Source organism: Streptomyces sp. NPDC005811 (assembly GCF_040630405.1).
Taxonomy (GTDB): Bacteria; Actinomycetota; Actinomycetes; order Streptomycetales; family Streptomycetaceae; genus Streptomyces.
In genome coordinates this window covers 290,509-303,189 of sequence record NZ_JBEXXK010000002.1, presented here as the reverse complement: position 1 = coordinate 303,189, position 12,681 = coordinate 290,509, and the positions used below count along the sequence as shown (strand labels likewise).

12 protein-coding genes are annotated in these 12,681 nt (G+C 71.3%); 8 read left to right on the top strand and 4 right to left on the bottom strand.

The features are described from left to right. Positions 1 to 23: 23 nt before the first annotated feature. Together ABZ490_RS03355 and ABZ490_RS03350 are read right to left on the bottom strand one after the other, a co-directional pair. Entirely contained in the window at positions 24 to 599 is a 576-nt protein-coding gene (locus tag ABZ490_RS03355; RefSeq protein WP_358983472.1) for a carboxymuconolactone decarboxylase family protein, read from the bottom strand. Beyond that, a complete protein-coding gene (locus tag ABZ490_RS03350; RefSeq protein WP_358983470.1) occupies positions 596 to 1,969 on the bottom strand; it encodes a hypothetical protein in 1,374 nt (457 codons plus the stop codon). Before ABZ490_RS03350 ends, ABZ490_RS03355 begins: the two co-directional genes overlap by 4 nt. A 148-nt stretch (positions 1,970 to 2,117) precedes the next feature. Here ABZ490_RS03350 and ABZ490_RS03345 point away from each other — a divergent pair, with 148 nt between their 5' ends. From ABZ490_RS03345 to ABZ490_RS03310, 8 genes are all read left to right on the top strand, one after another. Further along, a complete protein-coding gene (locus ABZ490_RS03345; RefSeq protein ID WP_358983468.1) occupies positions 2,118 to 2,954 on the top strand; it encodes an SDR family NAD(P)-dependent oxidoreductase in 837 nt (278 codons plus the stop codon). Next, complete coding sequence (locus ABZ490_RS03340; RefSeq protein WP_358983466.1) at positions 2,947 to 3,873, top strand: amidohydrolase family protein; 927 nt, start codon at positions 2,947 to 2,949, stop codon at positions 3,871 to 3,873. The genes ABZ490_RS03345 and ABZ490_RS03340 overlap by 8 nt, the downstream gene beginning before the upstream one ends. A 100-nt stretch (positions 3,874 to 3,973) precedes the next feature. Then, positions 3,974 to 5,341, top strand: a complete 1,368-nt coding sequence (locus ABZ490_RS03335; protein WP_358983464.1) for an FAD-binding oxidoreductase — start codon at positions 3,974 to 3,976, stop codon at positions 5,339 to 5,341. Positions 5,342 to 5,404: 63 nt separating this feature from the next. Next, complete coding sequence (locus ABZ490_RS03330; protein ID WP_358983462.1) at positions 5,405 to 6,412, top strand: ABC transporter substrate-binding protein; 1,008 nt, start codon at positions 5,405 to 5,407, stop codon at positions 6,410 to 6,412. 2 nt (positions 6,413 to 6,414) lie between these two features. Next, a complete protein-coding gene (locus ABZ490_RS03325) occupies positions 6,415 to 7,182 on the top strand; it encodes an ABC transporter permease (RefSeq protein ID WP_358983460.1) in 768 nt (255 codons plus the stop codon). 5 nt (positions 7,183 to 7,187) lie between these two features. Beyond that, positions 7,188 to 8,021, top strand: a complete 834-nt coding sequence (locus tag ABZ490_RS03320; RefSeq protein WP_358983458.1) for an ABC transporter permease — start codon at positions 7,188 to 7,190, stop codon at positions 8,019 to 8,021. Continuing rightward, positions 8,018 to 8,815 carry an ABC transporter ATP-binding protein gene (locus tag ABZ490_RS03315; RefSeq protein ID WP_358983456.1) on the top strand — a complete coding sequence of 266 codons (798 nt, stop codon included), beginning with the start codon at positions 8,018 to 8,020 and terminating at the stop codon, positions 8,813 to 8,815. Before ABZ490_RS03320 ends, ABZ490_RS03315 begins: the two co-directional genes overlap by 4 nt. A gap of 153 nt (positions 8,816 to 8,968) precedes the next feature. Continuing rightward, complete coding sequence (locus ABZ490_RS03310; RefSeq protein ID WP_358983454.1) at positions 8,969 to 10,951, top strand: hypothetical protein; 1,983 nt, start codon at positions 8,969 to 8,971, stop codon at positions 10,949 to 10,951. A gap of 61 nt (positions 10,952 to 11,012) precedes the next feature. Here the strand turns inward: ABZ490_RS03310 and ABZ490_RS03305 are convergent, their stop codons facing one another. Both ABZ490_RS03305 and ABZ490_RS03300 read right to left on the bottom strand, forming a co-directional pair. After that, positions 11,013 to 11,795, bottom strand: coding sequence for an SDR family oxidoreductase (locus ABZ490_RS03305; RefSeq protein ID WP_358983452.1), 783 nt, complete (start codon positions 11,793 to 11,795; stop codon positions 11,013 to 11,015). A 56-nt stretch (positions 11,796 to 11,851) separates the two neighbouring features. Beyond that, a complete protein-coding gene (locus ABZ490_RS03300; protein ID WP_358983450.1) occupies positions 11,852 to 12,592 on the bottom strand; it encodes an SDR family oxidoreductase in 741 nt (246 codons plus the stop codon). Positions 12,593 to 12,681: the final 89 nt, after the last annotated feature.

Sequence of the window (12,681 nt, the reverse complement as noted above, 5' to 3'; positions counted from 1 at the left end):
GGCTTCGGACAAGGTGCGGATTCTCAGGGTGGCGGGGCCGGAACGGCGAAGACGCGCAGCTGGAGGGCCAGCGTGCCGTAGTAGCCGGCCAGTGTCGACAGTTCGAAGAGGGTGCGTTCGCCGAGGACGGCGCGGGCTGCCGCGTACTCCTTCTCGCCGAGCGCGCCGGACCGGTCGGTGAGCGCGCGGATGAACGTCCAGGCGGCCCGTTCCACCGGGTCGGACAGCTCCGGGTCCGCGCCCTGCCGCAGGGTCAGCAGCTCGGCCTCGGTCAGGCCCGCCGCGGCGCCGACGCGTTCGTGGGCGTGCCGTTCGAACGCGCTGTCCCAGGCCTGGGCCACCACGAGGATCGCGATCTCGCGGACCCGGGCCGTGAGTCCGGTCCGGTAGCGGAGGGCGGCGCCCAGCTCCTGGAGCGAGCGCCCGAGAGCGGGGCTCAGCAGCATGGCGTTGAACGGACCCAGCAGGCGCCCCCCGTCATCGGTGAGGGCGAAGTGCTGCGGCCCTGCGGCGCGCGGACCGCCGGTGATCTCCTCGTACAACTTCCGCTGCTCCGGGTCCATTTCGACGGGTGGGAGCAGCCGCAGGCGCGGGTTCATCGCACCTCCTCGGCCAGCGCCGCGAGTTCCTCGTCCGTGGGCAACCGGCCTTCGCGCGCCATGAGTTCACGGGCCCGGTCGAGGACGTCGTCCACCTGGGCGCGGCCGAGGGCGAGGCCCCGCGCGGCCAGCTTGTCGGCGAGGGTGTAGGGGCCGCTGTCGAGGGTGAACGGGACGCGGCGGGCATTGCCGACCAGGGCGGGCTCCACGCAGTTGTGGAGGAGGGGGTCGATCTCCGTCTCCTGGGTGATGAAGTCCAGTCCGCCCCAGCAGAAGGCGTGGCTGCCGGTGACCGGGTGGTTCCAGGCGGTGTGATAACCCGTCAGTTTCTCGCCCATCCGGGCCAGTTCGGTGAGCCGTTCCGTCCGGACGCCGGTGCGCACCCCGTACAGCGCCTCGAAGGCGAGCGCCGTGGCCGCGAGGTCGGCGTTGCCGGGGCCGCCGCAGTAGCCGTTGACCGAGAGCTCGACGGTGCCGGCGCCCGCGCGCACGGCGGCGACCGCGCAGGCGACCGCCAGGCCGAAGGTGTTGTGCGGATGGAGGCCGACCTCCACCGCGGGGGCGAGGGCGCGGGTCAGCCGGACCAGATGCGCGTACGCCTCGGGGCTCATCGCCCCCGGCCCGTCGAACAGGGTGAACTCGCCCGCGCCGGCGGCGGTGAGCACGGTGACCGACTCCTCGTGGCTCTCCTCGGTCGCGTACGACACCATCAGCAGCGGCACGATCACGGTGAGGCCGCGTTCGCGGGCGTACGACACGAGCCGCGCGGCCCGGGCCAGTACGGCCGCCCGGTCGCGCGGGGTGTCCCCGGTGCGCCACTCCTCGCCGCGCCAGGCCCGGGCGTACGCCTGCGGCTGGTAGAGCAGCGCCGCCTCGCCGAACGCCTGCACCCACACCTGTACGGCGTCGTAGCCGGCCGCGGCCGCGCGGTCGACGTCCTCCGTGGACCGCATCAGCGGGCAGATCACCCGGCACGCGTCGTCGGCGCCCTTGACCAGCTCCACCTCGCCCTTGAGTGCCGCGTCGGTTCGGTCGCCGAGCCCCGCCGTGACGACCTCGGCCACTCCGCCGGCCACGAGCCCGCGCAGGAACGCCTCCTTCGCCGCGGCGGACGCCACGACCCCGGGCAGGGTCTCCACCGAGCGCAGGGTCGCGTCCCGCAGCCGCACCGACGCGGGCAGCGGACCCGCCACGTCCGGGCGGCGGTTGAGCGGGCTCACCGACCAGCGGCCGGGTTCGTGGGCGCCGGGCGTGCGCCGTGCCGCCAGCTCCGCGCGGAAGCGGGCGATCTCCTCGGGGGTGAAGACGGGTGGCTTGCCGGTCCGCTCGTCGGTCTTCCTGTCGGTCCTCTTGTCGGTCCTCTTGTCCATGGGCCTCCTTCGGGATTCCTGTCCCTGCCATGCAGATGACCTGTCGACACTATTGGCATTGCCTTCGCATTGGAGCCTTAGATGTTTACTTCGTGTCGACACTTGGTTAGAACTGTCGACAGTTTAGCCCTTCGAGCGAGGAGCATCCATGACGCAAGACCTGTCCGACGATCTGCCCGGGCCACGGCTCGGCCGTCTCGCGGGACGGATCGCCGTGATCGGCGGAGCCGGCAGTGTGGGTCCGGGCTGGGGCAACGGCCGTGCCACCGCGGTGATCTTCGCCCGTGAGGGCGCCACCGTCTTCCTGGCCGACCGGGACAAGGAGTCCCTGGAGGTCACCGCGCGGCAGATCCGCGAGGAGGGCGGCACCGCGCACACGGCGGTCCTCGACGTGACCGAACCCGAGGCCCTCCAGGACTACTTCGCCGAGTGCGAGCGCCTCGCGGGACGCATCGACGTCCTCGTCAACAATGTCGGCGGCTCGCGGGCCGGCGGTGCGGTCGACCTCAGTCTGGAGGACTGGGAGAGCCAGCTGCGCACCAACCTCACCAGTGCCTTCCTCGCCTGCAAGTACGCCGTGCCCGCCATGCGGCGCGCGGGCGGCGGCGCCATCGTCAACACCGCCTCCGCCTCCGGTCTGCGCTGGACCGGCGCGGCCCAGGTCGGTTACGCGGCGGCCAAGGCGGCGGTCATCCAGCTCTCCCGGGTCACCGCCGTGGAGGTCGCGCCGGACAACATCCGGGTGAACACCGTCGTGCCCGGACAGCTGCACACCCCGATGGTGGAGGCGCGGCTCGCGCACCAGCGCGCGGGCGGCGACGTGGAGAAGCTGCTCGCCCAGCGGCAGGCCCGGATCCCGCTCGGCTTCATGGGCGACGGCCGCGACACGGCGTACGCGGCGCTGTTCCTGGCCTCCGCCGAGGCCCGCTTCGTCACCGGCACGGAGATCGTCGTCGACGGTGGAATGACGGCGCGCTGTGACTGAACATGCCGTCCACGAGCCGGAGTTGGTGCCGTCCCTGGGCTGCCCCCCGCCGCATCCCGCCCCGCGCACCCCGTCCCTGGCGCTCCCCAGGGACAGCTGCGACGCCCATTGCCACATCCTCGGGCCCGCCGACGTCTTCCCCTACGCCCCGGACCGCACCTTCACCCCCCTGGACGCCCCTAAGGAGCAACTGCGGGCTCTGCACGCCCACTTGGGTCTCGACCGGGCGGTGGTCGTGCAGTCCTCCTGCCACGGCTACGACCACGCCGTGCTGCTGGACGCCCTGCGGGCCGGCGAAGGGCGGTTGCGCGGGGTGGCGCTGATCGGTGAGCGGACCTCCCGGGCCGAGATCGAGGAGCTGCACCAGGCCGGTGTGCGCGGCTTCCGGCTCAACTTCCTGCCGCATCTGCGCACCCCGCCCACCCGCGACGAGATCGACGCGGTGCTGGAGCGGGTGGACGGCCTCGGCTGGGCCGCCCAACTGCACGTCAGGGGTGAGGAGATCGCCGTCCTCGAAGACCTCGTCCGGGCCCTTCCGGGCCGCGTGGTCGTCGACCACATCGGACGCGTCGACCTCGCGGCCGGCCGCGACGGCCCGGCGCTGCGCAGTCTGCGGGCGCTGCTCGACACCGGGAACGTGTGGGTCAAGGTCAGCGGCGTCGACCGGGTCTCCCGGCAGGGTCCGCCGTACACCGACGCGGTGGAGCTGGCCGCCTCCCTGGTGGCGCACGCCCCGGAGCGGGTCGTCTGGGGCACCGACTATCCGCACGTCAACATCACCGGCGAGGCCCCCGACGACGGGCTGCTCGTCGACCTCGTCGAGCAGCTGGCACCCGACCCGGCCCATCTGCGGCGGCTGATGGTCGACAACCCCGCGGAACTCTTCGACTTTCCGGCCGTTCACCGGACCGTTTCATAGTGTCGGCAGAAACCCACAGGTTTTTCCCTGTCACCTCCCTTGAACGCCCAAAGTGTCGACAGTAGTGTCCCGACTCGAACCCCTTGAGAGGAGGACCGCCATGGCTGTGCCGCCCCCCGCCAGGCTGCTCAGGCGCGGCGAGGCCGCGTACGAACAGGCCCGGCTCGACGCCGTCTGGAACGAGCGCAAGCCCCACCGGTATCCCGAGGTCATCGTGCTCGCCGCCGACGAGCAGGACGTGGTGGCCGCCGTACGGCTCGCCCGCAGCGAGGGGCTCACCATCGGGATCCGCTCCGGCGGACACAGCTGGGTGGGCAACGGGGTGCGGGACGGCGGCATGCTGCTCGACCTCTCCCGGCTCCAGGACATCACGGTCGACCCCGCCGCGCGCACGGCCTCGGTCCAGCCCGCGGTCAAGGGGCCCGCCCTGCTCGAACAGCTCGCTCCACACGGCTTGTTCTTCCCCGCGGGACACGCGCCCACCGTCGGCGTCGGAGGTTTCCTCCTCGGCGGCGGCTACGGCTGGAACTCCCGCCGGCTCGGCCCCGCCTGCCTGAGCATCCGGGCCGTCGACGTCGTCCTCGCCGACGGCACCCTGGTGCACGCCACCGACGCCACCCACCCCGAGCTGCTGTGGGCGGCCCGGGGGAGCGGCCCCGGCTTCTTCGGCGTGGTCACCCGCTTCCACCTCACCGCGCACGACCTGCCCCGCCGGTTCCTGCGGACCGTGCACAGCTACCCGCTGGAGCTGCGCGACCAGGTGCTCGCCTGGTCGTACGACACCCTCGAACGCCTCGCGCCCGAGGTGGAGTTCTCCGCCAAGGTCGGTTTCACCCCCGGCCTCGACCGGCAGACGGTCTCCGTCACCGCCACCGCGTTCTGCGAGGGCGACGACAACCCCCTCGCCCCGCTGGAGGACGCCCCCTTCCGCGACCGTGCGGTCCGCGCGCTGGTCGCGCGGGAGACCACCATAGCCGCGCTGTACGAGCACGCCGACCGGCTGACCCCGCCCGGCATGCGCTGGGCGCTCGACGGGATCTGGACCGACGAGCCCGTGGACAAGGTCCTGGCGGCCGCCCGGCCGCTGTTCGACACCATCCCCGACACCACCAGCCATGTCCTGTGGATGCTCTGGGGCGGCTTCCCCGAGCGTCCGGACGCCTGCTGGTCCAGCCAGGCCAAGCTGTACCTCTCGCCCAACGCGGGCTGGACCGACCCCGCCGAGGACCTCGCCCACGAGCGGTGGGCGCACGGCCGGCTCGCCGAACTCCCGCACCTGTCCGCCGGGTTGCAGTTCTCCGACAACAACCTCGCCGACCGCTTCGACCACGGGCTCAGCCCCGCCCACGCCGCGCGCCTGGAGGAGATCCGGGCCGTGTACGACCCCGAGGGCCGCTTCCGCACCTATATGACCCCCGGGGAATCCACCACCGCCTACGCCGCCGCGGGACACGCGCGGACGCAGTAGCTCGCCACCAGCCGACCTGAACCCGGCTGGTTCGTACGTGAGTCATCAAGGAGAGCCGTTTTCATGGAAACCTCGAGAACCCCGCGGCGTCGTGGTCTCATCGTCCTGTCCGCACTCGCCGTCACCGCCTCCCTCACCCTCACCGCCTGCGGAGGCGACTCCGCCGGTGACACCACCGCCGACGGCAAGGCCAAGGTCACCGTCCTGCGCTCCAACGGCGCCATCTTCGAGCCGCTCTACATAGCCCAGCAGCAGGGCTACTTCACCTCCGCAGGCCTCGACGTCACCATCAAGGCCGGCGCCCAGGACACCTCGCAGAACGCGCCCTCCGTCCTCAACGGCGAGGCCCAGTTCGCGATGACGGACAGCTCCGGCTTCCTCAAGGGCGCCGCCCAGGACATGCCGATCCGGATCGTGACCGGGCTCCAGTCCGCGACGACGAAGACGGACCCCACCGACGGGCTGCTGGTCAAGAAGGACAGCAAGATCGAGTCCTTCGCGGACCTGGAGGGCAGGACCGTCGGCATCTCCGCGCTCGGCGGCACCATCCAGTTCATCTGCGAGTACCTGGTGCAGAAGGCCGGCGCCGACCCCTCCAAGGTCAAGTTCGTGGCCCTGCCCACGACGTCGCTGACCGACGCCGCCACCTCCGGCAAGACCGACGCGATCTTCTCCTTCGGCCCGTTCTACTTCGCCGGCAAGGACAGCGGACTGCGCTCCATCGGCAACGGCATGAACGACGTGCCCGGCATGGTCCAGGGCCTGCTGTTCTCCAGCCAGGAGTACCTCGCCAAGAACGCCGGCACCGCCAAGAAGTTCATCGACGCCGTCGCCAAGGCCATCGACTACGCCAACGCGCACCCCGAGGCCGTCAAGGCCATCGACAAGAAGTACACCCAGGTGCCCGCCGACTTCATCGACAAGCACGACACCAACCACTACGACAAGAACCTCAACACCACCGTGATGCGCACGGTGATCACGAAGATGCACGAGTTCGACCTGCTCGACAAGGAGCCCAAGGACGACGCCCTCTACTGGGACCAGGCCCCGACCTCGGCCGGGGAGTAGCGGTGCTCAAGGTCCGTCTGCTCCAACTGGGCGCGCTCGCCGCCGTGCTGGCGCTGTGGGCGCTGATCACGGCGGCCGGCGTGGTCAGTTCGACCGCGCTGCCGGGGCCACGAGCCGTCCTGGTCGCCTTCGGGGACCTCCTCGGCAGCGGCGGCTTCTGGCAGGCGGTGGGGGAGACCCTGCGCGGCGCGGTCACCGGACTGCTCCTGGCGATCGCCGTGGGCATCCCGGTCGGCCTGCTCACCGGCGTGTACCGGGCAGCCGAGGAATCCTCCCGGCTGCTCCTGGAGATCCTCCGGTCCTTCCCCGTGATCGCCCTGCTCCCGGTGTTCCTGCTGGTCCTCGGCTCCACCCCGGGCATGAAGGCCACGGTCGTCTTCATCGCCTGCGTCTTCCCGGTGCTGCTCCAGGCCCAGTACGGGGCGCGCGCGGTGAGCCAGGCCGTCCACGAGACCGTGCGCGGTTACCGCATTCCGAGGCTGCTGCGGCTGCGCCGGGTGGTCCTGCCGGCCGCGGTCCCGTCCATCACGACGGGCCTGCGGCTGGCAGCGACCACCTCGGTCCTGGTCGCCATCGGCGTCGAGGTGCTCACCACACTCCCCGGCATCGGCCACATGATCATGGAGTCGCAGCAGGCGGGCGCCTCCGCCCGGGCCTACGCCTACATCCTCACCGCCGGGGCCATCGGATACACGATCACCCTGCTCGCGCAGTTCGCCGAGCACCGGCTGCTGCGCTGGCGGCCGCCGACCCGGGCCGGAGAGGAGTGAGCCGCATGCCCTGGAAACCGATCGTCCGTCAACTCTGGCTGCCCGCCCTGGTGTTCCTCGTCCTCCTGGTGTCGACGGCCGGCAGCACCAGCTTCTACTTCCCCCCGCTCACCGAGGTGCTCGCCGCGCTGTGGCGCGAGCTGGTGCACGGCGACCTCCTCGGCGACCTGCTGTTCAGCCTCCGCAACATCCTCTGCGGCCTCGCGCTCGCCACCGTCGTCGGCGTCGGCGCCGGGCTGGTCATCGGCGAGATCCGCACCCTGCGCCTGGCGACCGGCCCGCTCCTGGACTTCGCCCGTGCCACCCCGACCGTCGGATTCGTGCCCGTCATCATCCTCACCCTGGGCATCGGCTCCGGACCGAAGATCTTCCTGATCTTCCTCGGCTCGGTCTGGCCGATCCTCCTGAACACGGTCAGCGGCGTCCAGGCCATCGGCCCGGCCGTCCACGAGACCGCCCGCAGCTACCGCGTCCCCTGGCCGCTCCGGCTGCGCCGCGTCATCCTGCCCGGCGCGCTGCCGCAGATCCTCGCGGGCATCCGGGTCGCCCTGTCCGTCGCCGTCGTCCTCATGGTCGTCAGCGAGATCTACGGCTCCCCGATCGGCCTCGGCAACTTCATCCTGCAGAGCGGCTCCAGCTTCCACGTCGCCGAGACCTGGGCCGGCACCATCCTGATCGGCGTCCTCGGCTACGGCCTGAGCGTGCTGCTCCTGCTGGTCGAGCACCGCCTCCTGGGCTGGTACCACCAGCGCGCTCCCCGAGTGCGCTCACCACGCCCCGTCCCGGCCGGGGCCACCGACAGCACCGACAGCGTCAAGAGCAACGGAGTCGTCGTATGACACGCGGATCGAGCCTGCACGTCGAGGACCTCGGCATGTGCTTCGGCCAGGGACCGCAAGCGCACCGGGTCCTCGACGGACTGTCCCTGCGCGTGGACCCGGGGGAGTCGGTGTGCCTGGTCGGGCCGTCCGGCGCGGGCAAGACGACCCTGCTGCGCTGTCTCGCCGGACTCACCAGGCCGACCTCCGGCCGGGTCCGGTACGGCGACCAGCCGCTGACCGAGCCGCACGCCGACATCGCCGTGGTCTCGCAGGACTACCGGGGCTCCCTGCTGCCCTGGCTGCGCGTCTGGGACAACGTCGCCTTCCCGCTCCAGGGCCGGGGTGTGAAGAAGGCCGTCCGCAAGCAGCGCGCCCTGGAGTGCCTGGACGCCGTCGGCCTGTCCGGCGTCGGCGACAAGTACCCCTGGCAGCTCTCCGGCGGGATGCAGCAGCGGGTGGCGATCGCGCGCGGACTGGCGTACGACGCCCCCGTGCTCCTCATGGACGAGCCGTTCGGCTCGGTGGACGCCCAGTCCCGGTTCGAACTCGAGGACCTCACGCTGGAGTTGCGCCGCCGGCTCGGCATCACCGTGGTCGTCGTCACCCATGACATCGACGAGGCGGTCTACCTCGGCGACCGGGTCGTCGTCCTCGGCGGGAAACCCACGGCCGTGCTCGACACGCTCACCATCCCCCTCGGCACCGAACGCGACCAGCTCACCACCCGCTCCGACCCCCGCTTCGCCGAACTGCGCACCCGCGTCCTGGCGTTGATCCGGGGCGAGATCGAGCTGGCGCCCCGCGCGGTCTGACCCACCGCGCGCACCCCACAGACCCACCCCCCTCCACCGGCCGACGCGCCACGCGTCGGTCCGGCCTGCCCGAAAACAGGCCCCACCCCCGTCCGAATCCCCCGGACACCCCCCTGCACCCCCGACCGAACACTGAGAACAAGGGAGTTCACCGTGACACACACCACCAGCAGGCAGGGTCCCGAGATCAGCTACCGGAACCGCCCCCGTGCCCTGCTCGTGGCGGTGGCCGCCGCCTTCGCGCCCACCCTCGCGGCCCCGGCCGTCGCCCGGGCGGCGACGACCAAGGCCGGCAAGCGGATCACCGTGGCCTCCGGCGAGACCCTGACGCTGACCGAGACCACCACCGCCACCCGGCTCACCATCGCCGAGGGCGGCGTCATCGCCGTCCCCGACGGCTACAGCCTCAGCCTCACCGTCAACGGCGTGGAGACCGGCAGCGAACTCGCCGCGCTGACCGACGGCTACGGCGGAGCGGCCACCGCCATCGCGGCCGGCACCTACCGCGGGACGATCGTCCTCACCGTCGCCGAGGCCACCGAGGTCGCCTACAGCACCCTCACCTTCCCCTTCCGCCAGGCCATCTACGTCGACGCGGACGGCGTGGACGAGGCCAAGTCGGTCCCCTCCGACGTCAGCGGCGGCACCGTCACCGACACCGGGGCGAGCGGCATCACCCTCGCCTCCAACGGCGAGGCGTTCAACGGCGTCTACGTCACCGGCGGCGGCAGCTACACCCTCACCGACCCGAAGATCCTCTTCGACGGCAACGGCCGCTGCGACTTCATCGGGTACGGCGCCTCCGTCGTCGGCACCGGTGCGGGCACCACCCTCGTCCTGGACGGCGCGACCATCAGCAACGTGGGCGTGGTCCGTACGGCGGTCATCGCCGACGCCACCGCCAACGTGATCGTCAAGAACTCCACCCTGCACTGCGCCGACGGAGTCGTGCCCGACGAGTACCCGACGGCCGGCACCGGTGACACCCGGTACATGATCACCGTGCCGTGGATGCTGGGCCTGTCCGGCAACGTCCGCACCACCAACCTGCTCGGCGCGAACACCAAGGCGTCGTACATCAACTCCACCATCTCCTCGGAGAAGTGGGGCGCGCTCTCGGTCGACGGCGGCAGCTACTGCACCCTGACCGCCATCAACAGCACCATCGCCAACACCGGCGGCCAGGGCTACGGTTCGTACGCCATCGGCAACGTCACCGAGCACTTCCTGGGCTGCACCTTCGACGTCGGCGACTACGCCCTCATCCACTGGGGCGCCTCGGCCCACTACGGAGACAGCACCGCGGATGCCGTCGCCGCCCTGAACGACTCTCTGGAACTCGGCCTGACCAGCGCCGAGTTGGCCGACCTCCCGGTCAAGTCCACCGTGATCGACGCCGGCCGTTTCATGGTCATGTGGTACGCGGCCGGCTCGGTCACGATCGACGGCGGCACCCAGGTCAACACCGGCGAGACCACCTTCATGAGCAAGGCCGTCGCGGGGACGGTCACCGTCGACGGCTCCGACGGCGCCACGATCAACCCCGGCAACGGCGTCATCTTCCAGCTGATGGACACCGACCGGCCGAGCAGCGTCTCGGTCTCCGGCAAGGCGTGGAGCAGCGAGACGACCGGTACGTACACCGAGCCCACCGGTTCGCCGACCAGGTCCTCGAGCTGGGTGACCACGTCGTCGCAGTCCACCGACTCCAAGGGCACCTTCACCGACATCGACCTGACGGGCGACTTCTACAACTCCGTCTGGGGCGGCGGCAACGCCAGCATCCAGGGCCAGAACCTCAGCCTGTCCTTCACCCGTTCGACCGTGGAGGGCGTGATCTCCGCGAGCACGGCCAAGCACGCCGTGTCCACCATCACCTCCGCCGAGTACCGGCAGATCAGTGAGGTCACCAACACCCCGGGCGCGGTCGTCAACAACGGCGTCCTGGTCACCCTGGGCACCGGCTCCACCTGGACGGTCACCGGAACGTCGTACCTGAGCGCCCTCACCCTGGCCTCGGACGCCACGGTGACGGCCCCCTCCGGCAAGACGGTCACCTTCACGGTCAACGGCACCACCACCACCCTCAAGGCGGGCACCAGCTACACCGGCGCCCTCACCCTGACGGTGGCGTAACCACACAGATACCGGCCCCCGGGACGCGAACCAAGTCCCGGGGGCCGGTATCTGCGGAGCGCTACGCCCCGAGCATGTTGTAACCACCGTCCGCCACCAGGAACCCACCCGTGATGTGGTTCGCGTCCTCGGTCGCGAGAAAGAGCGCCGCTCCGGCAAGCTCCTCCGGACCGGGAATCCGCCCCATCGGCGTCGCCCGGCGCAGGGTGTCACCACGACCGTCCTGCCAGTCCCGGCGCCCCAGCGTGGCGGCCGTCTCGATGAACCCCGGCGCGAACACGTTCACCCGCACCGCCGGAGCGAACGCGTGCGCGTACGACTTGGTCAGCCCGATGATGCCGTACTTGGCGGCCGCGTACTGCGGAGCCCGCGCACTGCCCCGGACGACGACCGTGGAGCCGATGTTGACGATGGCGCCGCCACCCTCCTGCTCCAGCATCCGCGCCCCGAACTCATGGGTGCACAGCAGCGTGCCCTTGACGTCCACGGCGAGGACGTGGTCGATGGACTCCTCGGTGATGTCCCGCCAGGACATCTGCTCTCGGGCCACGTCGCCGACGTTGTTGACCGCCACGTCGAGGCGCCCGAAGTGCCCCCACACCTCGTCGGCGAGGCGCTTGATCTGGTCGTGCTCGGCGATGTCGGCCTGGACGAGGACCGCCTTGCGGCCCAGCGCCGTGACCCGCTCGGCCGTCGCCTCGGCGCCCGCGCGTGAACCGCGGTAGTGGACGGCGATGTCGGCGCCCTCCCTCGCGGCGCGTACGGCGATCTCGGCGCCGAATCCGGTGCCCGCGCCGGTGACGAGGACGGTCTTGCCGGCGAACCGTTCGGGTACGGGGTTCATGGGGTGGTCTCCGTTCATGAAGTCTGGGGTGTCGCGGGGGTGTTCGGCGGGCGAGGTCATACGAGGGTCCGCCCGCCGTCGGCGTAGAGCACCTGTCCGGTGACGAACGCGGACTCGGCGGAGGCGAGGAAGAGCACCGGTCCGGTGAGGTCCTCGGGGCGGCCCAGGCGCCCGGCGGGCACCAGGGACTCCAGGGAGTCGCGGACGCCGGGGCGGGCGAGGTAGGCGCGGGTCAGGTCGGTCTCGGTGTAGCCGGGGGCGACCGCGTTGACGGTGACCCCGTCGGCCGCCCACTCACGGGCCATCACCCGCATCAGCTGGTTCACCCCGCCCTTGGTCGCCGCGTACGGCGCGTGGTCGCGGTGGGCGAGCAGCCCGGAGACGGAGGAGAGATAGACGATCCGCCCGTACCCGCGCGGCACCATCACGGCTCCGGCCGCCTTGCCCAGCCAGAACGCGCTGTCGAGGTTGACCGAGCGCAGCCGCTCCCAGACCTCGTCCGGTGTCTCCAGGACGGGTCTGCGGTCGTTGACGCCCACCGCGTGGACGAACACGTCCAGTCCGCCGAGGAGCCGTACCGCCTCCTCGACCGCCGCCCGGCAGGCGTCGGCCGAGGTGAGGTCGGCCACCAGGCCCGTCACCCCGTCCTGGGCGATCTCGTCGAGCCGGTCCTTGTCCACATCGAGGACGACCACGTCCGCGTACGCCTCGGCCAGTGCCCGGGCCACCGTCGCGCCGATCCCGCCGACTCCGGCGATCAGGGCGCGGGTACCCGCGAAGTCCCACGTTGTCCGCATGTCCGGACCGTAAGCCACGCTCCGCTTTTGTGTCCACACTTTGCACGCCTCTTGACGGTCTACGGTGTGATCGGCAGGCTGAGTGTCGA

Bases quoted from the DNA above. Each gene is read 5' to 3' on its own strand.
- ABZ490_RS03355 (WP_358983472.1), bottom strand. From the start codon at position 599: ATGAACCCGCGCCTGCGGCTGCTCCCACCCGTCGAAATGGACCCGGAG.
- ABZ490_RS03350 (WP_358983470.1), bottom strand. From the start codon at position 1,969: ATGGACAAGAGGACCGACAAGAGGACCGACAGGAAGACCGACGAGCGG.
- ABZ490_RS03345 (WP_358983468.1), top strand. From the start codon at position 2,118: ATGACGCAAGACCTGTCCGACGATCTGCCCGGGCCACGGCTCGGCCGT.
- ABZ490_RS03335 (WP_358983464.1), top strand. From the start codon at position 3,974: ATGGCTGTGCCGCCCCCCGCCAGGCTGCTCAGGCGCGGCGAGGCCGCG.
- ABZ490_RS03330 (WP_358983462.1), top strand. From the start codon at position 5,405: ATGGAAACCTCGAGAACCCCGCGGCGTCGTGGTCTCATCGTCCTGTCC.
- ABZ490_RS03320 (WP_358983458.1), top strand. From the start codon at position 7,188: ATGCCCTGGAAACCGATCGTCCGTCAACTCTGGCTGCCCGCCCTGGTG.
- ABZ490_RS03315 (WP_358983456.1), top strand. From the start codon at position 8,018: ATGACACGCGGATCGAGCCTGCACGTCGAGGACCTCGGCATGTGCTTC.
- ABZ490_RS03305 (WP_358983452.1), bottom strand. From the start codon at position 11,795: ATGAACCCCGTACCCGAACGGTTCGCCGGCAAGACCGTCCTCGTCACC.
- ABZ490_RS03300 (WP_358983450.1), bottom strand. From the start codon at position 12,592: ATGCGGACAACGTGGGACTTCGCGGGTACCCGCGCCCTGATCGCCGGA.